Origin of the sequence: Cellulosimicrobium sp. Marseille-Q4280, from assembly GCF_943181405.1 — a bacterium.
Classification (GTDB): domain Bacteria; phylum Actinomycetota; class Actinomycetes; order Actinomycetales; family Cellulomonadaceae; genus Cellulosimicrobium.
In genome coordinates this window covers 804,472-828,886 of record NZ_CALPBY010000001.1, presented here as the reverse complement: position 1 = coordinate 828,886, position 24,415 = coordinate 804,472, and the positions used below count along the sequence as shown (strand labels likewise).

The window sequence follows — 24,415 nt, the reverse complement described above, 5'->3', positions numbered from 1 at the left end:
GCGGCGGTCAGGGCGCTGCCGGTGCCGGAACCACACTGCCGTCCGGCTGGACGTGTCCTACCCACACCTGCGACTGAGAGGTCAGGGCGTCGTCCGGTAATCGCTCGAGGGTGCGCTCCCAGGTCGTCTCGGTCGTCGTGCGCAGCGGAGGGGGGACCGTCCCGGCCCAGGGCAGGGCGTCGCCGCGGAAAGCCACGACCGAGACCTGACCGCCCCACGCGTCGCGGACACGTGCAAGCGTCTCCGGTGCACCGGAGGCGACGGCGACGGCATCCGTACCGCAGATGCTGAGCAGGGTCGCCTCATACGGGAGCGGAGAGCCCACCACCGCGATCGGGCGCCCGCCCACGGCGTCGCAGACCGCCCGCGCCTCACCGTAACGGCCGTCCTGCTCGACGACGGTGAAGAGATTCCCCCACGTGACGAGCGGCCAGACGACGACCGTCACGGTTCCGAGGACTGCGACGGCTCGTGCCCAGTGTTGGGCGAGTCCCCAGAGCACCACGATGGCCAGGGTCGCGGCCACGAGAAACCCGGGGATGGTGACCGGAAGGAACCGTCGCATCGCCCACACCTGGTCGGGTGTGATGCTGACACGCCACAGGTAGAGCGCGCTCGGTGCGGCGACGACCCCGACGAACACGAGAAATCGCGGGTCGCGTCGTCGGATCGCGCGATAGGTCGCGATCGCCAGACCGGAGAACGCGAGGATCACCATCGGAGGCCCGAAGTACCACGTCAGCCAGTTGACGGACATCTCGTCGTACGACCGGCTCCCGTCGAGCGGGAGACCTTCCAGCGCCTGGATCTCCTCGAGGAACTGGGCGTAGGGGCTCCCTGCCGGGGTGTGGTGGTTCTCCATCCAGAGCGGCCGGCTCGCCAGGACGACGGCGAGGAGCACGACAACGCTTGCCGCTCCCCAGGCGAGCCCTCGCCGCGATCGGAAGACGACTCGTGCGAGCGGGGACCAGACGCGTGGCACATTGAGCACCGCGGCCCCGACAAGGGTGAAGGCCAGAGCCCGGGCGACCATGGTTACCTGTCCACTGAGGTTCGAGAGGTAGTTGGGGCTGTGGACGGCGAGATCGAGGAAGCCCAGTCCAACGAGGATGAGCGCGGCGGCGGAGGCGGCGACGAGTCCACGTGCGAGGGGCCGGCGCACCATCGGGAGGAGCGCGCATGCGGAGGCGGTTCCGAGTGCCGCGACGAGACCGATGACCTGCGCCGCGCCGTCGACGCGCGCGAGGGCCGTGGCGCCGATGAGGGCGCCCGCGCCCGCATACTGCACCAGCGAGCGTGCGGAGACCGCGGACCAGGCCATCGTCAGGCCGGCGAAGCCGAGCGCGACGGTGAGCGGCTCGGTGTACGCAGCGCGGGTGAAGGCGGCGAACGGCACGCTGGCTGCCAGTACGAAGAGCGGTACCAGCCCCCAGAGAGGCCCGACGAGCCGACGGGCGAAGGAGTAGACCGCCAGGAGTGCCACGCCGCCCACGATGAGATTCCCAATCAGGACCCCGACGTCGCCGCCGACCCATCCTCCGACGGCGAGGATCCCGGGAAGCAGCTTGGCGCCCTGGACGTTGAGGACGTCACCGTTGACCGAGTACGCGGCCGACGCGACCTTCACCCCCTCGATCGTGGCCAGGAGGTCGGAAGAGTTGGTCAGCGGGAGATCAGGCGACTCGTTGCGCGAGAGCCAGAACGCCTCGAGCGTGAGGAATCCCGGGTCGCGCGTCACGACGACGAACCGTGCGGCGAACGGAACGTTGACGACGAACCACGCCACGACGATCCCTAGCGCCGTAAGGGTTCCAGCCACTGCTCGCCGGGTCGGCTCGAGGGAGGAGGGGACGACCTTCCACGTGACGGCGACGAGAACGAGTGTGAGGGGGACGACAACGAGCGGCCGGAACACCTCGACGAGCACCGCGACCGAAACCACGATGCTCAGCATCAGCAGAACGGTGGCGACCCGATCCGGAGCTGTGACAAGTGTCGAAGCTGCGCGTCGTCGCCGTTCCGAGGTCCGAATGTCGGGGGGGTCCACCAACCCATGGTGGGAATGTTCCTGGGCGGACGCGAGCGGGGCGGCTTGCGGGGACCGCCGCGCACCGTATTTCATAGCGTGACAGTGACGTCCGACGCGCTTCCGACTGCTTCTTGTTGACGGGGGAACCCGTCGGTAGGTAGACGCCCTAGCTGTCGCAGTCAGCAGGGAAGATCGTGGGTTCTCGGGCGACCTCCACTGTCCACACGTCGAACGTGTAGTCGACATCGATCCAGCCCGAGCTCGCGGGTTGATGGAGCAGCTCGACAACGCCGGAGACCTCTGCCACATGAGAAGCCGCGAGATCAGAGTCGGCGAGTCGCGCATCGAGGTCCGTGCCGCCGGCGTCGGCCTCGATGACGGTGAGCGTGCGGCTACCGGAGCATGCCGCATATCGGTCGAGGGATGCCGCCGAGACAACTTCATCAGGATCGAAGTCCCCAGCGGCGGGATCGTTGAGGACGTCGCGGCCAAACGTGTACTCGAGCGGACGCGCGAAGGCCATGCGGGTGTTGGGGAAGAAGTGACCCTCCGGGAGGCCTGGCCCGTTGGCGGACCAGACGACGGGCACGTCGGCGTCCCCGACGTCGTCGAGATCCTGGATGAGATCGAAAGAGCCGTCCAGTGTCGTCCCCCGCATGATCGGGGGAATTGCAGTGAGCCCGGGTGCGGCGACTGCCAGGGCCGTGACGGCGGCGATCGCCGGCAGACGCCACCCCCCCTCTGCACGGAGATTGGTCGTCGTCACGGTCCCAGTGTGCTCGGCCAGGTCGGCGTGCGCCGTACCGGGACGGCGACGGGAGGAGACGAGGTAGGCGGCTCCCCAGCCGACGGTTGCGAAGACGAAGACGTAGAGGGTTGGAAGCAGCTCGCTGACAAGGTATCGGTCCCAGTAGAGGAAGAACGTGTGTGCCCGCTGACCACCGAGCCGATGATCGTGGAGAACGAGGAACTGGAGCGAGGACAGCGTGGCGACGACGACGACTAGCTGGGCACGCGGGGACCGGAAAGCGGAGGCTAGTGGCGCCAGTCCGGCGATCAGGACGCCGGCCCAGCCCATGCGTCCGAGGATGGCGGACACGTCCCCTGCCTTCAAAGCCATCCAGGCGACGAGCGTCAGCCAGAGGATCGAGAGTGCTGCCCCGAGGGCGACCCGTAGGCGTGGTGTCGCTTCTGCGAGCGCGCCCGGGCGCATCCACCGGCCGACGGCCCAGAAGAACGCAGGGACGAGGACCAAGCACGCGTACGTCTGCGGCGTTAGGTCGAAGAGGCCTGCAGCGGAGAGACGCTCCCACACGCGCCCTGGGAGCATCTCGGTGAGCTGCATGTCGACGTAGTACCGGTGGATCTGCGAGATCCCGTACGCATACGACACAGAAGCCGCAGTGGTGGCGCCAGCGACGACCAACCACGCACTTCGACGAGACGCCCGAAAAGATCCGACGAGCAACGTGAGCAACCACACGGCGAGCAGCGGCAGCAAGAGGAGAGGGGCGCTACCACGAAGCATGCACATGGACAGGAACAGCAAGCCGAGAACGGTCGTGAGTCCGGCGTCGCCGCCGGGCCTGCCAAGGATCTTGAGCAGGAGGACGAGCCAGAGCAGGAAGAGTGGGGCCGCCAGCGACTCCGACGCGGTGAACGACGAGTACCAGACGGCGTGCGGGCTGACGGCGAGAGCTGCCAGGGCCGCGACGGCGAACCACCGGTTGACGCCGAGGGCGACGAGCAGTCTCGGGACCGCGGCCAGCAGGATGACTCCTGCGAAAAGCACAGCCGACGCGGCGTGTTCTGGGCCGAAGAGGAAGGACGGGACGGCCAGGTATGCCGAGAAAAGGGGAGGCCAGCTCGCGTCGAGCGAACCTGTTCGAACGAGCTCGTTGGCCCAGTTCACGTAGGCGCCCATGTCGCCGAGCCACGGCAGGAAGGAGACGTCCCTCAGCCGCAGGAGTGTCCCCGCCGTGAGGATGACGGCCACGGCTGCGACTAGCGGTACGCCCGGGAAGCGAACATGCTTGAAGGGCAAGGGCATCCGCCGCCACTTCGCGTACAGGATCGCGGCCCCCCACGACACGATGCCTAGTGCGGCACCGAACACCCCTAGCCAGTCCCACAGGACGATCGCGAGGGGCAGGAAGGTGGCGCCGAGCAGTCCCGCGTCCGTGGCCGTCGCGACGACGCCGTCGCGGCCTGATCCAATCGCGACAGCCAGGGGGAAGCCGACGACGAGAAAGATCAGCGCCAAGACGACGGTGAGCAGCAGCAGCTCAAGCATCGAAGGAGCCCATCGCAGTCGGTGCCGGACCGCGTGTCGACTGGGACGATGAGCTGAACTCGGTGGACCAGCTCGTGCGGGCGTCGAGCCACGTCACGCCGATGGCGGAGCCGTCGGTCTGTACGTGCAGCGATCCCGCGTCACGCAGGCGGTGCAGCTCGACGCCGCTCTCGGCTGCCACCGCGCCGTGAACGGTGTACGCGCCCTCTCCGAGATGGACGTCGGAGAAGTGGAAGTCGACGCTGAGCTCACCGGAGAAGTCAGGGAGTCGCGTACCGAGCAGGTCAGTGTTCGTACCGTAGACGTTGACCCCGAGGACCGTGTCGAAACCGGTACCCACCACGATCCCGCTCACGGGGTCGGCGGAGTCGACGGTCACTCTGATCGTAACGTCGTCACCCTGATCGACGGAGGTCACCGGCAGACCCTCCTGGTCCAGGATCGCTACCGAGCGCACGAGAACCCGGTCTGTTCCAGGCTCTGTTCCACCACGGTCCGCGCCTCCGCGCTGCTCTTCGCGGCGGCTCTGCTCTCTCTGGACGTCGTCCTGGCGGATCTGGTCGAACTCGGTGCGGAGTGTGCGAAGCGCCTCACGAGGTTCGCCGTCGGCGATGACGTGTCCGTGCTCCAGCACCACCGCGCGATCGCACAGGTCGGCCACCTGGTCGAGCGAGTGGCTCACGAAGACGATCGTGCGGCCGTCGTGCTGGAACTGGCGGATGCGGTCCATGCACTTGCGCTGGAACGGCTCGTCCCCGACGGCCAGCACCTCGTCGACGAGCAGGATGTCGGGGTCGACGTGCACGGCCACGGCGAAGGCGAGGCGGACGTACATGCCGGAGGAGTAGAACTTCACCTGCGTGTCGATGAACTTCTCGATGCCCGAGAAGTCCACGATCGCGTCGAAGTAGCCGTCGGTCTGCTCGCGCGAGAGCCCGAGGATCGACGCGTTGAGGTAGACGTTCTCGCGGCCCGTGAGGTCGGGGTGGAACCCGGCCCCCAGCTCGAGGAGGGCCGCGAGCCGGCCCCGCAGGCTCACCGTGCCCGTGGTGGGCTGCAGGATGCCGCCGATCATCTTGAGCAGCGTGCTCTTGCCGGACCCGTTGGGGCCGACGAGCCCGACCGTTGAGCCGGAGTCGATCTCCATCGACACGTCACGCAGTGCCCAGAAGTCGTCCTTGTGCTTGTTGGACCGCCCGAAGTTGACGAGTCGCTCCTTGAGCGACTTCTCCTTGCGGATGACGAAGCGCTTGGACAGGTCGTCGATGCGGATGACGGGGGTGCTCATCACAGCTCCTGCGCGAAGTTGCTCTGGAGGCGGGCGAACGTGCGCTGACCGAGCCAGAGGAGGACGACGGAGACACCCAGCATGATGAGAAGGTTCGTCCCCAGGTTCGGGGGCACGGACTGGCCGTCGCCGGCGACCCAGAAGGTCTGCTGGAAGGCCAGGATGACCTGCGTCATGGGGTTCGCCAGGTAGATCGTCTCGAGGACCCCGTCGAGATACTGCGACACCTGGCTCCAGGAGTAGACGATCGGCGACGCCCAGAAGAGCAGCATGAGCGAGATGTCGACGAGGTACTGCACGTCGCGCAGGTACACGTTCACCGCGGCCAGGAACAGCGCGACGGCGGTCGCGAAGGTGACGAGCACCGCGAGGGCCAGCACGAAGTAGAGCCATCGGGCGCCGACGGGGAACTGCCCGCGCACGACGGTGAAGGCGATGAGGATCCCGAGCTGGATCACGAAGTTGAACAGCGCGGAGCCGACGGCCGAGAGCGGGTAGACCTCGCGCGGGACGTAGACCTTCTTGATGAGACCGGAGTTCGCGACGATCGAGCCCGTACCGGTGAGGACGATGTCGGAGAAGAGCTGCCAGGCGGTCAGGCCGGTGAAGATGTAGATGGCGAACTCGGGGATGGCGCGCTCGGCCCCGAGGAACTTGCCGATCGCCACCCAGTAGACCATGAGCATCGCGAGGGGCCGGGCGAGGCTCCAGAAGAAGCCGAGCACGCTGTCCTTGTAGCGCGCCTTGATCTCGCGCCGGGTGAGCAGCCCGAGGAGCTCCCGGTGCGCCACGATGTCGCGGATCGACTGGACGGTGCCACCGATGAAGCCGGGACGCGGTCCCGCGGGGCGGAAGGGTTCGGCCTCGAGCGTCGAGGCGCGCGCAGAGCGCTGGTCGTTCATCGCCGTCCTGATCGGTCGGGGGGTTCCGTGAGGTCGCCCTACAGTAGTCGTGCCGTCCGGCCTCACGGGGCCGGGGGAGCGCCCTCCACGAGGAAGCGCCACACATCCTCCGCATACTCGTCCCACGTGCGGATCGACCGTGTGGCCGCCTCGGCACGGAGCCGGAGGAGCGTCGAGTCGTCGGCGAGGAGGGCACGCATGCCGTCTCGCAGCGAGACGTCGTCGCGAGGGTCGACCAGGAGGGCCCCGCCACCGTCGGCGATCTCCGCCATGCTACCGAACGCCGAGGTGACCACCGGGGTCCCGACGGCGAGCGACTCCGCGACGGGGAGGCCGTAGCCCTCGTTGAGCGACGGGAAGACGGTGAACCGGGCGAGACGATAGGCGGCCCAGAGGAGCCGGTCCGGTACACGGGACGCCGACTCCACCGGCAGGCCCTGCTGCTGGAGAGTGCGCAGCCGCTGGGTGAAGTCCTCGCTGCGCCATGCGTTGCCCCCGACGAACGTGAGCGAGAACTCGTTGCCCTCGCGCCACAGGACCTCGGCCGCGTGCAGCACCGCCCGATGGTTCTTGCGCGGCTCGTGGCTCCCGACGACCAGCACGAGGGGAAGTGTGCCGACGACGAAACGCTCGGACGCGTCCGCGAGATCGCTCTCGGTCGACGGCGGTGCCTCGGCCGGCAGGAGCACGGGCTCGATCACCGGTCCACCGAGGCCCGTCGCGCCGAGCATGGTCCGCCACCCCGCGTACTCCACAGCAGCGGCCCGCGAGATCGGCGCGACCCGCGCGCCGTGACGCAGCACGGTCATCGCGCCGGCGAACGCACCGGGCATCCCCGGCGCAGTCGTCTCACCGGTGGTGAGCGGGATGAGGTCGAAGCCGATGGCGGTGAACTCACCGCCCGAGAATCGCGCGAGCGTCCGGAGACGCTCAGTCCTCGCCTGGTCGATCGCCAGCTCGGGCAGGACGTACGTGGTCCGCCAGGGGACGACGAACGTCTGCTCCGTCTCGGAGCGCTCGTCCTCCACCGCAGCCGCTGCGCGGACGATGCGGTCGTGCTCCGCGGGCGTGAGCTCCCTGACCGCATCGAGATCGGCGCTCCAGGAGACGAGCAGGACGTCGTGCGCGAGCCATCGCCGCGTCGACTCGCGGGCCACGCGCTGGATGCCCGTCATGAGGGTGGTCGACGCGGTGTGGGCGACGTCGACGACGGTGCGATCCGACTCCACCCTGACGCGTCGCCGCGCAGACTCCGCGGTGGTGAGGAGACCGAGCCGGCGCACCAGCGCGGACGGGTCCGACTCGCTCGCCCGCGACGTCTCGATGACGGTGGTGTCGTCGGGCAGGGTCGCGGAGAGGACAGCGAGGGCCAGCCACACCTGTGCCGGATCGGAGGCGTCGACGATCCTGAGGACGGCGTCTCGGACAGCTTCGGGGGAGACCTCCGGAACCTCTGCCGCGGTGTCGAGCGCCGCCGCGAGAATCGGGACCCGTCGGGACCACGCCGCGACGGTGTCGGCGCCGATGTGCGGTTGGTTGCGGTCGGACCGTCGCCAGATCCGAACTCTCGTCGGCGTCATCAGTGCTCCCCCTTCGGCGGCTCCGCTCCTGTCAGGAAGTCCCACAGGTCGGCGGCGTAGTCGTCCCACGTCCGTTCCGGACGGTTCCGCGCCTCGTCCTTGAGCCGCTCGCGCAGGTCGCCGTCGGTCACGAGCCTGCGCAGTCCTTCGGTCACCTGGTCGTCGTCGCGCGGGTCGACCAGCACGCACCCGCCGTCGGCGGCGACCTCCGCCTGGCTGCCGTAGGCCGTGGTCAGCACCGGAGTACCCACCGAGAGCGCCTCGGCGATCGGGAGGCCGTAGCCCTCGTGCAGCGAGACGAACGCGACCGCGTCGGCCGCTCGCAGCTCATCCCACAGGACCTGCTCGCTGACGCGGCCCAGCTCGACGAGCGGTCGGCCCTCGGCCCGGAGCCGCGCGGTGGCGTCGCCCAGCGGGTCGTCGGACCAGCCGAACCCGCCGACGAGGCGGAGTTCGAAGTCCACGCCCTCGCGCCACAGGCGCTCGGCGGCGTGGACGACGGCGCGGTGGTTCTTGTGGGGCTCGCGCGTACCGGTGCAGAGCACGACGGGGCGTACGGACGCGGGGCGTGCGAGGCCCGAGCCCGGCATCGGTGAGGAGATGGCCGGTAGCTGGACCTCGTCGACGTGCGGTCCGACGAGACCTTGCGCCGGGAGGGCTTCCACGAAACCGCGGAACTCCGCCGACGCGGAACGGCTGATGCACGCCACGCGGTCGGCGTGCTTGACCACGTGCAGGAGCCCTGCCGTCCCGTTCGCCTCACCCCACGGACGGAGGTCCGCGCTCGTGATGGGGATGAGGTCGTAGCCCACCAGCCCGACCGTGCTGCCCGACCACCGAGCGAGCGTCGCGAGGACGTCGCTCGCGGCCCCGACGGGCACGTCCGGAAGCAGGACTCGCGTGTGCCAGGGGACCACGACCGTGTGGACGTAGTCCGTCTCCGACTCGAGCAGCGGAGTGTCCTGGCCGAACGACAGCACGCGAGCCCTCTCGCGAGGCGCCAGGGTGCGGAGCGCCGCGTTGTCGTCACCCCACGCGGTGATGGTGACCTCGTGGTGGTCGGCCCACCGCGGCACCGTCTCGCGCACGACCCGCTGGATGCCGGTGTGGTGGTCGTGGCGAGCGCTGTAGTTCACTTCGACGACCACCGAGCGGACGATGACCATCGGTCCGTCGGCGTGACGGGCAGGGTTGCGCATCGCCGTGGCCAGGAGGTCCGCTTCAACGGACTCGGGCGCGTCGAGCTCGAGCGAGCGTCGGAACGCGACGAACTCGTCCGACGTGGGGTATCGCGCGAACACGGCGACGAGCACGAGCCAGCGGACGTCGTCCCCGGCTTCGTCGAGCCGTGCGGCAGCGACGAGGAGCGGGAGCAGCTGCGCCGCCGTGGTCCCGGGCGGCCCGTCGACAGGGCTGCCCTCGGTACCGAGGACGATCTCCGCCGCGCTCGCGAGCCGACGGTCGAGCGCGTCCAGGTAGCGCGCGGCGCCGGTCGCGGGTGAGGTCACGAACCCTTCCTCGCGGCCAGCCGGCGGACGAGGCGGAGCGGTCGTGTGACCCGCCAGGACAAGGTCCGCCGCATCGCCTCGAGCTCCTGGCGCGCGGACTCGTCCACTGCCGGCTGACGAGCCTGCGCCTCGGCCCACTGCACCAGCGCCTGGTTGCGCCAGTGCACGAGCTGGCGCGACACGTCGGAGACCTGGTTCGACTTGTCGCCGAGCTCGCGGGCGTAGTTGGACTCCGCCTCGACCAGCGTGTACGGGGTGTAGTCGTCCAGAGCGCAGGCCGGATACGAGAGCTTCGACCGCAGCGCGTCCGCCCGTTCGCTGGCGACGTAGAAGCGCGAGATGCCGTCGAACAGGCAGAACTCGTACCCCGCCTCCAGGATCGCGGGCTCCCACACGTCGTGGGTCGGGGTGGTCGACAAGGGGGCCGTCGACTCGATGACCAGCACCCAGGGCCGCCAGTGGGTCAGGTCGATGCTCGCGAGGACGTCCGCCTCGGCACCCTCGACGTCGACGAGGAGGAAGTGGATGTCGCGGGGCTCCCACCCCGTGCTCTCGAGCAGCGCGTCGAGCCGTCGGGCCTCGACGGTGACGTCCTCGTGGGCGAAACCTGCCTCCTCGTGACGTGCGCTCACGTCGTCCACGAGGGTGGAGAGCCCGCTGTCCGGGATGAGGTGCAGCGTGATCTCGTCGACGTCGGCGGACGTCACGGCGACCTGCGCCTGGATGTCCCGGGGACGCTCGCGGCGATGGGCCTCCACGTAGGTAGGGACGGGCTCGACCGTCAGGCCGCACCATCCCCTCTCGTAGAAGGTGCGGCTCACCGAGTGGCGCAGGGGTTCGTTGGCACCCACCTCCACGTAGCGACCGCCGTGGACGTGGCCGAGAGCGCGCCAGAGCACCACGTCTTCGTGGTTCTGCGCGTACGAGATGAGGGGACCGTCGGGCATGGGCGCCAGCATATCCACGACGAACGGCTCGCCGTGCACGCCTCGACGCGGGTCCTCGGCCCTCGGCTACGCTTGCTCGGTCCCCGAAACCGACCAGACGAGGAACCATGGCACGCGCGCTCATCACCGGCATCACCGGCCAGGACGGTCTGTACCTCTCGGAGCTGCTGCTCTCGAAGGGTTACGAGGTCTACGGGCTCATCCGTGGACAGAACAACCCGAAGCTCGACCTGGTCCGTGAGACCGTGCCCGACGTCAAGCTCGTCACGGGTGACCTGACCGACCTCTCGTCGCTGCTGCGCGCGCTCCAGGTCGCCCAGCCCGACGAGGTGTACAACCTCGGCGCGATCTCGTTCGTGGCCTACTCGTGGGAGAACGCCACGCTGACGAGCGACGTCACCGGCAAGGGTGTGCTCAACATCCTCGAGGCCGTGCGGCTCTACTCGAACGACGACCCGTCGAAGGTCCGCTTCTACCAGGCGTCAAGCTCGGAGATGTTCGGCAAGGTGCAGGAGGTCCCGCAGCGCGAGTCGACCCTCCTCTGGCCGCGCTCGCCCTACGGTGTCGCCAAGGTCTTCGGTCACTACATGACCATCAACTACCGCGAGTCGTACGGCATGCACGCCTCCAGCGGCATCCTCTTCAACCACGAGTCCCCGCGCCGCGGCCCGGAGTTCGTCACGCGCAAGGTGACGCAGGCGGTCGCGCGGATCAAGCTCGGTCTCCAGGACGACCTCGTCCTCGGGAACCTCGACGCCAAGCGCGACTGGGGCTTCGCGGGGGACTACGTCGAGGCGATGTGGCTCATGCTCCAGCAGCCGGAGGCCGACGACTACGTCGTCGCGACGGGCGAGACGCACTCGATCCGCGACCTTCTCGACCACGCCTTCGCCCACGTCGGCATCGAGGACTGGTCCGGCTACGTGAAGCAGGACCCGCGGTTCATGCGTCCGGCCGAGGTGGAGCTGCTCATCGGCGACCCGGCCAAGGCGCACGAGAAGCTCGGCTGGGAGCGCAAGGTCGACTTCCCGGGGCTCGTGGGGATGATGGTCGAGAACGACCTCCGGGAGCAGTCCGGGCACGCCGGTCGGTGACGGGGATGACGACAGCCCTCGTGACCGGCGTCACCGGTCAGGACGGCTCCTACCTCGCCGAGCGTCTCGTGGCCGAGGGCGTCGAGGTCCACGGCATCGTGCACTCGACGTCGACCCCGGCCGGGACCTCCGTCCCGGAGGGGGTCGAGGTCCACGTCGGGGACCTCCGGGACGCCGAGGGCGTCGCCCGGATCGTCCAGGACGTCCGGCCGGACGAGATCTACAACCTGGGCGGCATCAGCTCCGTCGCGTACTCGTGGGACCACCCGGTGGAGACCGGCAGCGTGAGCGGTCTGGGGGCCGTGGCCCTGTTCGAGGCCGCGCGTCGCGCGCAGGACTCGTCCGGGCGGCCGGTGCGCGTCCTGCAGGCGTCGAGCGCGGAGATCTTCGGGTCGCCCGACCGCACGCCCCAGGACGAGCAGACCTCGGTCCGTCCGCTGTCGCCGTACGGCGCGGCCAAGGCCTACGCGCACCAGTCGGCGGCGGTCTACCGCGGTCGCGGTCTCGCGGTCTCGACGTGCGTGCTCTACAACCACGAGTCACCCCGGCGGCCCGAGTCCTTCGTGACCCGGAAGATCACCGCGGCCGCCGCGCGGATCGCCCGGGACGGCGGAGGGGTCGTGACGCTCGGGCGGCTCGACGTCCGCCGCGACTGGGGCTGGGCGCCGGACTACGTGGACGCCATGGTGCGCGCCGTCCGGCACGCGGAGGCCGACGACTACGTCGTCGCGACGGGTGCGACGCACTCGGTCGAGGACTTCGTCCGCGTCGCGCTCCAGCGCGCCGGGATCGAGGACTGGCGCTCGCACGTCGAGGTCGACCAGCGGTTCGTCCGACCCGCGGACGCCGCCGAGCAGGTGGGCGACGCCTCGAGGGCGCGCTCCGTCCTGGGCTGGGCGCCCACCGTAGGATTCGACGAGATCGTGGGGCGGATGGTCGACCACGACCTCGCCCTCGCAGGAAAGGGCTGACGCCGACGTGAACGAGCCGACAGTGCGCGACGGTGTGGTCTCCGTCGTCCTGGTCAACTACAAGGGCGCGGACGACACGATCACGTGCCTCCGGGCCTTCGACGAGGTCGACTGGCCGAGCGAGCGGCTCGAGCTGATCGTCGTCGACAACGACTCGCAGGACGGGAGCGCCGAGCGGATCCGTGCGGCCGTGCCGCACGCGAAGGTCGTGGAGTCGGGCGGCAACCTCGGTTTCGCCGGCGGGTGCAACACCGGCGTCGCGCACGCCACGGGACAGTGGGTCGGCTTCATCAACAACGACGCCCGCCCCGGTCCGGGATGGATCACCGCGGCGGTCGAGGCGATGAGCGCCGACCCGTCGATCGGTGCGGTCGCGTCGAAGGTCCTGGACTGGGAGGGCAAGCTCGTCGACTACGTCGACGGGTCGCTCACCTGGTACGGCATGGGCTACAAGCGCGAGGCGGAGTGGCCCGACTCCGCGGAGTACGACGTGCCGAAGGACGTCCTCTTCGGCACGGGTGCGGCGATGTTCGTCCCCGCTGCGCTGTACCGCGAGGTCGGCGGGTTCGACGAGCGGTTCTTCATGTTCTACGAGGACGTGGACCTGGGCTGGCGTCTCAACCTGCTCGGCTACCGCGTGCGGTACGTCCCGGGGTCCGTGGCGTACCACAAGCACCACGTCACGATGAAGAAGTTCGGGAACTACCGGGAGTCGTACCTCCTGGAGCGCAACGCGCTGCTCTCGATGTACAAGAACCTCGACGACGAGTCGCTCGCGCGCGCCCTCCCGGCCGCGATGGCGCTCGCCGTCCGTCGGTCGGTCGCGCGCACCGGCACGGACGCCACGATGCTCGACCTGCAGCGGTCGCCCGGCGGCGACGACGTCGCCACCGTCGAGATCGAGAAGATGGCGCTCACGGGCCCGCTGGCCATCGACTACTTCGTCGAGCAGCTCCCGTCGCTCGCGGAGTCCCGCAGGGACCTGCAGGCACGACGTCGACGCTCGGACCGCGAGCTCTTCCCGCTGTTCCGGCACGCGATCGAGCCGGCCTACGCGATCGAGAGCTACCTGACGGCGCACCACGACCTCGTCGAGGCCTTCGGGATCGACGAGCACTTCGTGTCGCGGCAGCGCGTGCTCGTCGTGACCGGCGAGCCCCTCCTGGAGCGGATGGCCGGCCCGGCGATCCGTGCGTGGGAGATCGCGCACGCCCTCGCCCCGGTCGCCGAGGTGCGGCTCCTGTCGACGGCCGGCGTCAAGGTGGAGTCCCCCGAGTTCGACGTCGTGCACGCGCACGGTTGGGAGCTGCGCAAGCAGACCGACTGGGCGGACGTCATCGTCTTCCAGGGCTTCCTCCTCGAGGGCGCGCCCTGGCTCAAGGAGAGCTCGAAGATCCTCGTCGCCGACGTCTACGACCCCATGCACCTCGAGCAGCTCGAGCAGGCGAAGGACCTCGGTCCGAGCGGTCGGGACCGCTCGATCCGGGAGACGACCCGCGTGCTCAACGAGCAGCTCGCGCGGGCGGACTTCGTCCTGTGCGCCTCCGAGAAGCAGCGTGACTTCTGGCTCGGGCAGATGGCCGGCCAGGGCCGGGTGAACGCGGCCGTCTACGACGAGGACGAGAGCCTCGACTCGCTCATCGCCGTCGTCCCGTTCGGCATCGCCGACGAGAACCCGGTGCAGCGCCGGCACGCCATCAAGGGCACCGTCCCGGGCATCGGTCCGGACGACAAGGTCATCCTCTGGGGCGGCGGCGTCTACAACTGGTTCGACCCCCTGACCCTCGTGCGCGCGGTCGACCGGCTCCGTCGCCGCCACCCCGAGGTGCGCCTGTACTTCCTCGGGCTGAAGCACCCCAACCCTGGTGTGCCGGACATGCGGATCGCCTGGGAGCTCCAGCAGCTCTCCGACGAGCTCGGCCTGACGGGCAAGCACATCTTCTTCAACGAGGGATGGGTCCCGTACGGCGAACGAGCCGACTACCTGCTCGACGCGGACCTGGGCGTCTCGACGCACTTCCACCACGTCGAGACGGCGTTCAGCTTCCGTACGCGCATCCTCGACTACCTCTGGGCCGAGCTGCCGATCGTCGCGACGAGCGGCGACACCTTCGGCGGCCTCATCACCGAGCACGGCCTGGGTGCCGCGGTCCCCCCGGAGGACGTCGAGGCGCTCGAGGCGGCGCTCGAGACCTACCTGTTCGACGACGTGGCGATCGCCGCCGCACGGGAGAACGTGAAGGGCTTCGCGGAGTCGTACCGCTGGGCCGAGGTGCTTCGTCCGCTCGTCGACTTCTGCCGGTTCCCGCGCCGGGCGGCCGACCTCCACTACGACCTGGGGGAACCGGAGACCGTGGCCCGTGGCTTCGAGCGTCGAGGCGGGCTCCGTGCGGACCTCGCCCTGGCCCGGGACTACCTGCGCGCCGGGGGCATCGGTGAGGTCGCACGACGTGCGGGCGGGCGCGTGCGAAGGGCTCTCGGCCCGTCGTCCTGACCGGACGCCGCCTGACCGGACGGTGAGGGCGGGTGCGGAGCGCCACGGCGCGCCGCGCCCGCCCTCACCGTGTGAAGGGGAGGGATCCCCGCAGCGCCCGCCCCCGGCGGGCGACGACGTCGCGCAGCGACGTGAGCCGCTGGTCGAGGTTCCTGCTCGCCCCGTGCAGACCGGCCAGGTGCTCGGCCATCCGGCGCCCCGCGACCCCGGGAGAGTGCAAGGTCCGGATGTCCTCCGCCGCCCGCCGACCGACCGCTCGCGCTCGCTCCGGGTCGTCGACGACCGTCCGCATGTGCGCGGCGGCGGCGGCCACGTCGGGCTCCGCCCAGGGGCTCCCCGCGGGATACGGGTCGGCCCCCTCGGGGATCGGCGTGCTCGTCCACGGCACGAGGAACGAGTTCTCCTCGGTCATGAACTGCATGTTGCCCGAGTACGCCGTGGCGATGACCGGTCGGCCCCACGCCATCGCCTCGGCGATGGTCAGGCCCAGCCCCTCGGACCGGTGGAGAGAGACGTAGCACGCGCAGCGGGCCGCGAGGGCGTCCCGCTCGGCAGCGGAGAGGTACCCCTCGAGCAGCACGACGTCCGGGTCCCCCGCGACGAGGAGCCGAAGTCGTTCCGCGTCGGCTGGTCGCTTGTCGGCGTTGATGGTCTTGAGCACCAGCACCGGTCCCTCGCCGGGTGCGAAGGCGGACCGGAACGCGTCGACGACCGCCCAGGGATTCTTGCGCTCCACGGTGCTCAGGTAGTCGAAGGCGAAGAGGAAGTACGGACGACCGGAGGGGATGCCGAGACCCTCGGGGAGCGCCGGGCGCTCGGGCGACCGCTGCGGCAGGGGCGGCGGCATGGTGACGACGGGTACCGGTGAGACGGCGGCGACGGCGTCGCGCACGAAGTCCGTGGCCGTCCACACCTCGTCGACGTGCTCGAACGCCGCGGCGTGGTCGGCAGGGAACGACTCGACCTCCCAGTACCACATGCCGATCCGCCGGGACCCCGCGGTGAGGGTCTCGACGGCGGCCGCGATCTCCGGGGTCTGGTCGGCGTTGACGCACAGCAGCGTGATGTCGAAGACCTCGTTGTCCTGGGACGCCTCGTAGGCGGCCGAGGTTCGGCTCTGGAGGTTCCGTGCCACGGACACGGTGGAGTGCCGGACGCCGCCCGCCGTGAGCGCCTGCTCGACGAGGCGCGCCGACTCGCCCACCCCGAGCTCACCCGTGAGGTATCCGACGAGGTTGACCCCGTGCGGGTGGTGGCCCTGCTGACGCAGGGGGGCCGTCCGCTGCGCGTCGGCCGTGGCTCTCGCGGCGTCCCGCATCAGCCCCGCGTCGTAGGCCTCCTCGCCGACCCCGCTCGCCAGCGCCCAGGCCGCCAGTGCGGGGGTGTCGGGCCCGGGGACCAGCGGGAAGGCCGCCCGCAGGTCGTCTCGGTCGTCGTACGCCGCCGCGAGATAGCGAGCCACGCCGGCGTCATGACCCGTCGGGAGCACGTCGAGCAGCCATCCGGTCAGCGCCTGCGCGGCCCCGGCGGCGAAGGGGTCGGGGAACGTCCCGCCCGCGGACGCGGCCCGCCGGAAGACGTGGCGAAGGTGCGGGTGGAGCGGGGTGCCCGACGCGGTCGTGGAGAACCGCCGGCTCGCCGGGCGGACGTCCCGCCCACGCTCCTCGGCCTCGGCGGCGGACCGGCGCACGAGCGCCGGGTGCTCGCTGAGCAGGAGCATCGGCGGGTCGTCGCTCCGGGCGTCGAAGAGCCAGGGCCGTGCGGGGTCGAGGCCGCCGAGGTCCAGCGCGACGACGTCCCGACCGTCCCGGCGCAGGACGGCGCCCTCCTCGTCGAAACGCGCCGTGGACGGCGTGTTCCAGCGGGTCACGAGCGCGGCGTCGTCGCGCACGACGGTCACGGGCACCGCCATCGCGAAGAGGTCCAGGGCGGCGTCGCCCACCTCCCACGACTCGAGCAGACGGACGAGCGACGGGAGCGCTGGCAGGACCGTCGGCCCCAGCGCGATCAGCTCGGAGGCCAGACGCGGACCGGGGACGAGCGACGCCGCGGTGTCCAGGGGTAGGCGTGCCAGGGGGTCCGTCGTCCGGCTGAGGAGCACGAGCCCGGTCTCTCCGACGAGGCCCGTGATCCGCGCCGGGGAGGAGAGCAGGACCACGCCTGCGGCGACCAGGAGGACCTCGCGTCCCGCGGCGAGGAGATCGGCGGCGAGGCGCACGCCGAGGAGCCGCACGAGCCCGTCCTCCGTGAGCAGAGCCGCCCAGCGGTGCAGCTCCGCGTCCGGGACGACGTCCTCGGGGCGTCGCACCTCTTCGTCGCGCGCAGGCACGTAGCCCTCGTCGAGGGCGAGGACGACGACGGGGGTGCTCGGGGCGGCACGCCCGACGGACCGGACCGTCGCGCGGGCCGCGGCGAACGTGGGTGCGGTGGCGACGACGACGACGGTCACGTGATCTCCTGGTTCTGGACGGAAGGGGGCGGGGGAGGGGCCTCCGAGCGGGCACCTCGTGCCGACGCGGTCCGGAACACCTGCGCGCGGGCACGTGCCGCTCCGCGCCAGAGGTGCCGCCGCTCGCGCAGGGTCGTCGGTGCGCGGCGCACGGCGTCGAGGACGGCGCGCCGCCGCGCGGCGGTCACGGCGGGTCGTTCGGAACGGCGGAGGCTGTGCACGACCGCCGCGGCGACCTGGCGCGCGGAGGACCGCGCGACCACGGTCAGCGGTGCGTGCCGGCCGAGGACGACGAGGGAGTTGCGCGTGTTGTAGTAGCGGAACAGCGGGCTGGTCGTGTCGCTGCTGGCGGCGTGCCGGTGGTGCGCGACCGAGGCCGCGCAGTAGCGCACCGCCCATCCGTGCGCGCGCAGCCGCCACGAGAGGTCGGTGTCCTCGTAGTAGAGGAACAGCCAGGGGTCGAACGACCCGACGTCGCGGAGCGCGGCGGCCCGCAGGAGGGCCGCGCCACCGCAGAACCCGAAGACGTCGGGGTCCGGGTCGACCGTGCCGTCCACGGCGAGCCAGTCCCGGTCGCCGCCCGCGCCGTCGGGCCGGACGACGTTGCCCGTCGAGTTGATGAGCGTCCGGCCGAGCGCGTCGGGCTCCGTGAGGAGGATCCTCGCCGTCACGGCGCCGACCGTGGGCTCGGCGTCGGCGACCTCGACCAGCTTCCGCACCGCGTCCGGCTCGAAGCGGGCGTCGTTGTTGAGCAGCACGGCGTACTCGGCGTCGAGGTCCCGGAGACCGAGCTCGGCCCCTCCTGCGAAGCCCAGGTTCTCGGGGCTCGCGACCACCCGGACCGTCGGGAACTCGGCGGCGAGCATCGCGAGCGTCCCGTCCGACGAGCCGTTGTCCACGACGAGGACGTCGAGCTCCCCGTCGGCGACGTCCTGGGCGAGCAGCGACGGGAGCGACTCGCGCAGGAGGTCCGCACCGTTCCAGGTGACGACGACGGCTCGCACCCTGGGCGCCGACGGGCCGGTCATGCGACCACCCCCAGCGCGTCGCGGTACGCCTCGACGTGCGCCGCGGCCGAGCGCTCCCACGTGTACCGGGCGGCGTTCTCCACGGCGGCGCGGGAGAGCACGTCGTGCCCCTCGCCGGCCGCGTGCTCGATCCCCTCGGCGATCGCGTCCGGGTCGGCCGGGTCGACGAGGACCACGCCGTCGCCGCCGACCTCCGCCATCGACGTGCCGCGGGAGGTGACGACGGGAGTCCCGTGCGACTGGGCCTCGAGCACCGGCATGCCGAAACCCTCCCACCACGACGGGAAGCAGAAGACGCGCGCGGCGGCGTACGCGAGGTGGAGGTCGTGCACGCTCAGCGGACCCAGGCGGTGGACCCGGTCGGCGGGGACGGCCGCCAGCCGGGACGCGACGTCGTGCTCGGCGTCCCCCCAACCCGGCGGGCCTGCCAGGACGAGGTCGAGGTCGGCGCCGCGCGCGGCCAGGAGCCGGTAGGCGTCGACGAGGCCCGCGACGTTCTTGCGTGGCTCCAGCGCACCGCACCAGAGCACGAACGGCCGCTCCAGCGCGTACCGCCGGCGGAACCGGTCGACCTCGGTCTCCGTCACGGGGAGGCCGCCCGCGCCGTGAGGGACGACCCGGATCCGGGAGTCCTCGATGCCGGCGTCGAGGCAGTCGAGCCTCGTCGCGTCGGACGGCGTCACGACCACCGCCGCCTCGTGCCGGACGATGTCGAGGCCACGCTCGAAGAACCGGACCCCCCGGGGGGTGAAGTGCTCCGGCGCGCGGCGGAACGCCAGGTCGTGCACCGTCACGACGAGGGGCGCAGAGGGCGGGGGGACCGCCCACGTCGTCGCGTGGATGACGTCGGGGCGTGGACCGGCGAGCCGGGGCCGCCGCCAGCGGGACCAGGCCTCGTAGAGCACGGGGCGGGGAAGCGCGGACCGGTGCACGGGCATGGCCGGGGGCAGGCCGTGGGCTCCCGCCGAGCCGCCACGGGCACGAGCGCCCGCAACCGACACGTCCCCACGCGCCGCGAGGCCCTGCGTCAGCTCGCGCACGTAGGTCCCGGAGCCGCCCGGGACGGGCTGCCACAGCTGTTCGACGGTGAGCGTCACACGGAGCACGGGGCGGGAAGGCACGCGGCCCAGCCTAGATGCTCACGACGGCCTTCCGGTCAGCCCTCGCGACGGACCGAGGCGCCCGGGTCGCACGACCACGACCGGAGCTACGCCCGCCCGCGCGCGATCTCCTCGATCAGCTCGACCTGCTGGAACGCCGTGCGACGCACGTCGACGAGCGCCGTCGCGATCTCCTCGTGGATGGCCTCGCGGTCGGCCAGCAGGTCGGCCAGGAGGGACCGGAAGACGTCGTCCGTGAGCTCCTTGTGCCCGACCGCGAACCGGGACTGCCCGAACATGTCCAGGACCTCCCGGTACTTGTGGCTCCAGCCGATCACCAGCGTCGGCACCTCGGTGGACAGCGACGACACCATCGCGTGGAAGCGCGACGCGACGAACACGTCGCACCGCGAGATGAGGTGCCGCAGCGACTGCGAGCTGAGCTCGTCGTCGACGAAGAGCACGCGCTCCGGGTCGGCGACCCGCGCGGCGATCTCCCGGCACAGCGGGAGGTCGTTGTTGTGCACCTTGTCGGTGTGCGCGCGTGCACTGTGGGCGACGAGGAAGACCTTGCGGCCGAGGGTCTGCGTGATGTGGTCGATCTGCGCCACGACCTGGCCGACGTAGTCCTCGCCACGTGCCGCGGCGGACTTCGCCAGCACGGCGCTGGGGGAGAAGCCGACGACGTCGCCGTCGGCGAAGAAGGCCGGGTCGACCGCCGACTCGGCCGCCGCGACGTCGTCGGGACCGACCTCGAGCGTGAACGCGAGGTCGGCACCCGCGTGCACGTTCTTCAGGCCGAGGCCGACGAGGTGCTCGTGGGTGATCGCGCCGCGCGAGACGATGGCCGCCATCCGAGGCAGGATCGCCCGCGCGGCCAGCTTGTTCAGCGCGCTCTCGAAGGGTCCCATCGCCTGGGCGACCTTCACCACGGGCGTGCCGACGAACAGCGCGGGCAGGATGCTGGCGACGTTGTAGATGAGGAACTTCCCGCGGCCGTCGACGAACGTGATGCCGCCCTCGTCGAGGAGGACGTCGCTCTCCGCGAGCGCGCGCACCTCGGGCACCGCCCGGCGGATCGCGGCGCGTGCCGGCGGCAGGAGACGGTGGAGCAGCGCCGCGCCGTTGATCAGCACGCCGAGGCGCACCGGGTCCGCGCGCATGACGCGCACGTTGCCGAACGGGTTCAGACGACGATCGGAGTCGGGGTACATGCTGAGGAGGACGAACCGGGCCTCCTCGTCACGCGCGCTCAGGTGCTGCACGGAGCTCTCGAGCATCGCCGATGCACCCTTGTTGCCCGAGAAGGCCGAACCGATGATCGCAATCCTCATGCTGTGTGTCCTTTGCGGTGTGAGAGCGCTCTGAGCGCGAGGTAGAGGGCTGCCACGACGGCGTCGGCGAGCGTCGCCAGGAGCCGCGCGGCCAGGGAGAGGACGATGGCCTGCTCGACGGGGACGTACGGCGTGGCCAGGAGCACGAACACCGACTCGCGGACACCGATGCCGCTCGGCACGAACACGGCGAGGATCCCCACGGCGCCCGCGATGATGTACGCGCACGCGAGGGGGAGGTAGGTGGACGCCGGAGGGTCGATCATCGAGATCGCGATCGCGACGACACCGACCCCGTTGACGACGCGCGGGAGCAGGTAGAGGACCTGGAAGCGCAGCGACTGGCGCGAGGTGAGGAAGTACTCGTGCGGGATCTCCCGCTTGAGCGTCCGGCGAGCGAGCAGGTTCGACGCCCAGCGGAAGAACCGGCGGTTCGTCAGCGCGAGGAGCGGGACGAGCGACACGAGGGCGAGGACGAGCATCCCGTTCCCGCTGACGTCGAACGTCCCCATCGCGAGGAGCACCACGGTCGGCGGGACGAGGGAACCGACGAGCAGGAAGACGTTCTCGTAGACGAACGTCAGCGTGACGAGGGTGCGCGAGATCCCGACGTCCTTGGCCCACGCCACCTTGTTGACCACGGACCCGACCTGGCCGGGTACGTACTTGAGCAGCCAGGACAACGAGTGGACGCGGATCGCCTCGAGCGCCGGGACGCGGTGCCCTGAGAGCTCGGAGGTCATCCTGCCCCAGAGCTGGCCGGAGACGACGACTGCCCAGGCGAAGAGGAGCACCGAGGCGACGATCCACCCGTCCAGGGTGAAGTCGATGTCGCGGACGGCGTCGATGTTGTCGAGGAGCGACCGGCCGAAGAAGTAGCCGACGACCGCGACGACGACGACCGTCAGCGCGATACGGAGCGCTCTGCGCCGACCTCCCGAGACCGACGCCACCCTGTCACTCGGCCAGCGCATTGAACGAACGCATCACGTCCAAGGACTTCTTCGGGGAGGAGGCGACGAGGGCGTCGGGCCGGGGGTATCCGACGGCGATGAGAAAGACGACGCGCTCGTACGGGGCGAGGCCGAGGGTCTTCTGCATCTTCATCTCGAGCGGCTCGAAGTCCGGCCAGTTGATGACGCTGGAGGAGAGACCGAGGGTCTCGAGCGCCAGCATGAAGCCCATCGCGGCCAAGGACGCGTCGACGTACGGCACGTGCCTGTCGCGGGGGGAGAAGTAGGAGTCGAAGCGCCCCTTCACGACGATGACGGTGGGGATCTGGTGCCCGTAGCCGCCCGCGCCGAAGGGGATCGAGGCAACCTTCTGCACGGCGTCCGCGTCGTCGAAGACGAGGAACTCATACGGCAGCCGGTTGCAGGCGGTGGGAGCCTCGCGACCGACCACGAGCGCCTTGTCGATGAGCTCGCGCGGCACCGGGCGGTCCTCGAACCACCGGACGGAGCGGCGCTGGTGGGCGAGCGCCAGGAGGTCGTCGTACGAGACGTCGCTGCGCTTGATGTCGGACTGCGCGTACGGGAAGAGCGGGCGGTCCACGACGACGCCGTCCGGCTTGGGCAACGCCTCGTAGGCGGCGCGGGCGCGGTCCACCACGGGCTCACCGGGCGCGACGACGGAGAAGTACTCCGCGAGCACGGCATCGGCCCAGCGCAGCTCGACGTCGTCGATCCCCGTGCCGGGTCCACGGCCGCGGACGGCGAGCCCGTAGAAGTCGACCGTCTCCTCGATGTAGTCGCGGGCGAACACCTCCCGGCGGGGCTCCATGAGGATCCCCTTCTCCAGACGGTGGACGTTGCGTCGCAGCTCCACGTGCGAGTGACGCGCGCGGCTGAGGTTGCGGTAGTACGCGCGCCGCCCCGCGAGGATGCCGTACTGCTCGCGGTTGAACGTCCCGAGCCCGAGCACCGAGTAGGCGGTCGCCGCGGGGCGGTTGCTGCCGAACACCTCGAGGACGCCGAGGGTGGTCCGCTCGTAGGCACGGCGGACCTGGGGGACGGCCAGCGCGTCCTTCGCGAACTTCTTGAGCTTCTTCAGCACTGCGTGCACCTCAGGTCGTCGTGTTCGCCCGCGGCACGCGGGCCTGGCGGTGGTCAGGACGGGCGGTCTCCGGCGCGGCCGGACGCCTCCTCCGAGAGGACGGCGCGACGACCGGTCGGGGTGCGTCCGCACGGAGCCGACGGCCCGTGGCGTGGTGCGCCGGGACGGAGTGCGCCGACGGGCATCCTCCCACGGCTCGGACAGGAGAGGAAAACTGCGCGACCGGTCGTCTCAGCGGATCGCGGCCGGGGGAAGCTCCTCCTGGACCCTGACGGGCTGCGGGTCTCGAGCGGCGGCCGTGCGGACCGACGCCGGTGCGACCGTCCCGGACGCGGGCAGCGTCGGCCGCTCCGCGCGATCGGGTCGGCCGTACTGGATCTCCTTGAGCCGCTCGAGGGTGTCCTCCATGAGCGTGCGGTTCGTCTTGAGCAGGTCGGCGATGACGAGGAGCGCGAAGCAGAGGAGCGATCCGAAGAGCATGGCGGCGCCGAAGATCAGCGACTGGATGTGGTCGCCCGCGTCCCCGACGAGCGTCAGCACGAGGAAGCGGACGAACGGAACGAGCGCGACCACGAGGAACAGGAGCCCCAGCGTGACGAACACGGTGTGCGGCTTGAACATGATGTAGCTGCGGGAGATCGCCTGTCCCGACTTGACCATGTGCTGGCCGATGTTCGTGAACAGGCGGGACTCGCGGGTCTTGGCGTTGGTCGAGATCGGCACGCTCGCGATGCGCAGGCGCTTGTTGCCCGCCTGGATGATGGTCTCCATGCAGTAGCTGAACTGCGTGACCACGTTGAGACGGATCAGCGACGACCGGGAGTACGCCCGGAACCCGCTCGCCGCGTCGGGCAGGTCGGTCCCGGCAGCGAAGTTGACGACCTTGCTCCCGATCCCCTGCATGAGCTTCTTGAACGGCGAGAAGTGCGCGATCGTGGCGGTCTGCCGGTCCCCGATCGCGATGTCGGCCTCGCCGCGGATCAAGGGTGCGACGAGGTCGCCGATGCGCTCCTGCGGGTACTGGTTGTCACCGTCCGTGTTCACGACGATGTCCGCGCCGTGCTTGAGCGCGTAGTCGACGCCGTCCCGGAACGACCGCGCGAGACCCATGTTGCGGGTGTGGCGCACGAAGTGGACCACTCCGTGCTCGCGTGCGACCTCGACGGTGCGGTCGGTCGACCCGTCGTCGATCACGAGGACGTGGATCTCGTCGACACCCTCGATCTCGCGGGGGATCGAGGCGAGGACCGAGCCGAGGGTCGCCTCCTCGTTGAGACAGGGGACCTGGACGAACAGCTTCATCTCACACTCACTGAGGACGGAGGCGGGCTCGACGGAGCGAC

17 protein-coding genes are annotated in these 24,415 nt (G+C 70.6%); 3 read left to right on the top strand and 14 right to left on the bottom strand.

The features are described 5' to 3' along the window. Positions 1-7: 7 nt before the first annotated feature. The 7 genes from NFS20_RS03670 to NFS20_RS03640 form a co-directional block, all read right to left on the bottom strand. A complete protein-coding gene (locus NFS20_RS03670) occupies positions 8-2,275 on the bottom strand; it encodes a hypothetical protein (RefSeq protein ID WP_251150365.1) in 2,268 nt (755 codons plus the stop codon). Beyond that, positions 2,196-4,322 (bottom strand): hypothetical protein, encoded by a 2,127-nt coding sequence (locus NFS20_RS03665; RefSeq protein WP_251150364.1) that lies wholly within the window; start codon positions 4,320-4,322, stop codon positions 2,196-2,198. The genes NFS20_RS03670 and NFS20_RS03665 overlap by 80 nt, the downstream gene beginning before the upstream one ends. Then, the gene (locus NFS20_RS03660) at positions 4,315-5,610 is read right to left on the bottom strand and encodes an ABC transporter ATP-binding protein (protein WP_251150363.1); all 1,296 of its coding nucleotides are present in this window, start codon (positions 5,608-5,610) and stop codon (positions 4,315-4,317) included. The genes NFS20_RS03665 and NFS20_RS03660 overlap by 8 nt, the downstream gene beginning before the upstream one ends. Beyond that, complete coding sequence (locus NFS20_RS03655; protein ID WP_251150362.1) at positions 5,610-6,512, bottom strand: ABC transporter permease; 903 nt, start codon at positions 6,510-6,512, stop codon at positions 5,610-5,612. The genes NFS20_RS03660 and NFS20_RS03655 overlap by 1 nt, the downstream gene beginning before the upstream one ends. A 62-nt stretch (positions 6,513-6,574) precedes the next feature. Continuing rightward, the gene (locus NFS20_RS03650; protein WP_251150361.1) at positions 6,575-8,092 is read right to left on the bottom strand and encodes a glycosyltransferase; all 1,518 of its coding nucleotides are present in this window, start codon (positions 8,090-8,092) and stop codon (positions 6,575-6,577) included. Next, a complete protein-coding gene (locus NFS20_RS03645; RefSeq protein ID WP_251150360.1) occupies positions 8,092-9,600 on the bottom strand; it encodes a glycosyltransferase family 4 protein in 1,509 nt (502 codons plus the stop codon). Before NFS20_RS03645 ends, NFS20_RS03650 begins: the two co-directional genes overlap by 1 nt. After that, positions 9,597-10,547 carry an FkbM family methyltransferase gene (locus tag NFS20_RS03640; RefSeq protein ID WP_251150359.1) on the bottom strand — a complete coding sequence of 317 codons (951 nt, stop codon included), beginning with the start codon at positions 10,545-10,547 and terminating at the stop codon, positions 9,597-9,599. The genes NFS20_RS03645 and NFS20_RS03640 overlap by 4 nt, the downstream gene beginning before the upstream one ends. Positions 10,548-10,654: 107 nt before the next feature. Between NFS20_RS03640 and gmd the strand changes: the two genes are divergently transcribed. The 3 genes from gmd to NFS20_RS03625 are packed head-to-tail and all read left to right on the top strand — an operon-like array spanning position 10,655 to position 15,106. Further along, positions 10,655-11,641: a GDP-mannose 4,6-dehydratase gene (gmd, locus tag NFS20_RS03635; RefSeq protein ID WP_251150358.1), complete on the top strand. Its 987-nt coding sequence runs from the start codon at positions 10,655-10,657 to the stop codon at positions 11,639-11,641. 5 nt (positions 11,642-11,646) lie between these two features. Then, on the top strand, positions 11,647-12,612 hold the full coding sequence (locus NFS20_RS03630) for a GDP-mannose 4,6-dehydratase (RefSeq protein ID WP_251150357.1): 966 nt from the start codon (positions 11,647-11,649) through the stop codon (positions 12,610-12,612). A 7-nt stretch (positions 12,613-12,619) separates the two neighbouring features. Next, a complete protein-coding gene (locus tag NFS20_RS03625) occupies positions 12,620-15,106 on the top strand; it encodes a glycosyltransferase (RefSeq protein ID WP_251150356.1) in 2,487 nt (828 codons plus the stop codon). A gap of 64 nt (positions 15,107-15,170) precedes the next feature. On the opposite strand, the gene NFS20_RS03620 is transcribed toward NFS20_RS03625, so the two are convergent. The 7 genes from NFS20_RS03620 to NFS20_RS03590 form a co-directional block, all read right to left on the bottom strand. Then, positions 15,171-17,555, bottom strand: coding sequence for a glycosyltransferase (locus NFS20_RS03620; protein WP_251150355.1), 2,385 nt, complete (start codon positions 17,553-17,555; stop codon positions 15,171-15,173). Next, on the bottom strand, positions 17,552-18,583 hold the full coding sequence (locus tag NFS20_RS03615; protein WP_251150354.1) for a glycosyltransferase family 2 protein: 1,032 nt from the start codon (positions 18,581-18,583) through the stop codon (positions 17,552-17,554). Before NFS20_RS03615 ends, NFS20_RS03620 begins: the two co-directional genes overlap by 4 nt. Then, positions 18,580-19,704, bottom strand: a complete 1,125-nt coding sequence (locus NFS20_RS03610; protein WP_251150353.1) for a glycosyltransferase family 4 protein — start codon at positions 19,702-19,704, stop codon at positions 18,580-18,582. Before NFS20_RS03610 ends, NFS20_RS03615 begins: the two co-directional genes overlap by 4 nt. Positions 19,705-19,790: 86 nt before the next feature. Next, complete coding sequence (locus NFS20_RS03605; protein ID WP_251150352.1) at positions 19,791-21,017, bottom strand: polysaccharide pyruvyl transferase family protein; 1,227 nt, start codon at positions 21,015-21,017, stop codon at positions 19,791-19,793. Continuing rightward, entirely contained in the window at positions 21,014-21,991 is a 978-nt protein-coding gene (locus tag NFS20_RS03600; RefSeq protein ID WP_251150351.1) for a lysylphosphatidylglycerol synthase domain-containing protein, read from the bottom strand. The genes NFS20_RS03605 and NFS20_RS03600 overlap by 4 nt, the downstream gene beginning before the upstream one ends. Further along, positions 21,975-23,081: a nitroreductase family protein gene (locus NFS20_RS03595; RefSeq protein ID WP_251150350.1), complete on the bottom strand. Its 1,107-nt coding sequence runs from the start codon at positions 23,079-23,081 to the stop codon at positions 21,975-21,977. The genes NFS20_RS03600 and NFS20_RS03595 overlap by 17 nt, the downstream gene beginning before the upstream one ends. Before the next feature lie 222 nt (positions 23,082-23,303). After that, positions 23,304-24,374, bottom strand: coding sequence for a glycosyltransferase family 2 protein (locus NFS20_RS03590; protein ID WP_251150349.1), 1,071 nt, complete (start codon positions 24,372-24,374; stop codon positions 23,304-23,306). Between the last annotated feature and the right edge of the window lie 41 nt (positions 24,375-24,415).

Bases quoted from the DNA above. Each gene is read 5' to 3' on its own strand.
- NFS20_RS03650 (WP_251150361.1), bottom strand. From the start codon at position 8,092: ATGACGCCGACGAGAGTTCGGATCTGGCGACGGTCCGACCGCAACCAA.
- NFS20_RS03615 (WP_251150354.1), bottom strand. From the start codon at position 18,583: ATGACCGGCCCGTCGGCGCCCAGGGTGCGAGCCGTCGTCGTCACCTGG.
- NFS20_RS03600 (WP_251150351.1), bottom strand. From the start codon at position 21,991: ATGCGCTGGCCGAGTGACAGGGTGGCGTCGGTCTCGGGAGGTCGGCGC.
- NFS20_RS03590 (WP_251150349.1), bottom strand. From the start codon at position 24,374: ATGAAGCTGTTCGTCCAGGTCCCCTGTCTCAACGAGGAGGCGACCCTC.
- gmd (WP_251150358.1), top strand. From the start codon at position 10,655: ATGGCACGCGCGCTCATCACCGGCATCACCGGCCAGGACGGTCTGTAC.
- NFS20_RS03640 (WP_251150359.1), bottom strand. From the start codon at position 10,547: ATGCCCGACGGTCCCCTCATCTCGTACGCGCAGAACCACGAAGACGTG.
- NFS20_RS03655 (WP_251150362.1), bottom strand. From the start codon at position 6,512: ATGAACGACCAGCGCTCTGCGCGCGCCTCGACGCTCGAGGCCGAACCC.
- NFS20_RS03670 (WP_251150365.1), bottom strand. From the start codon at position 2,275: ATGTCGACTACACGTTCGACGTGTGGACAGTGGAGGTCGCCCGAGAAC.
- NFS20_RS03605 (WP_251150352.1), bottom strand. From the start codon at position 21,017: ATGAGGATTGCGATCATCGGTTCGGCCTTCTCGGGCAACAAGGGTGCA.
- NFS20_RS03660 (WP_251150363.1), bottom strand. From the start codon at position 5,610: ATGAGCACCCCCGTCATCCGCATCGACGACCTGTCCAAGCGCTTCGTC.
- NFS20_RS03665 (WP_251150364.1), bottom strand. From the start codon at position 4,322: ATGCTTGAGCTGCTGCTGCTCACCGTCGTCTTGGCGCTGATCTTTCTC.
- NFS20_RS03630 (WP_251150357.1), top strand. From the start codon at position 11,647: ATGACGACAGCCCTCGTGACCGGCGTCACCGGTCAGGACGGCTCCTAC.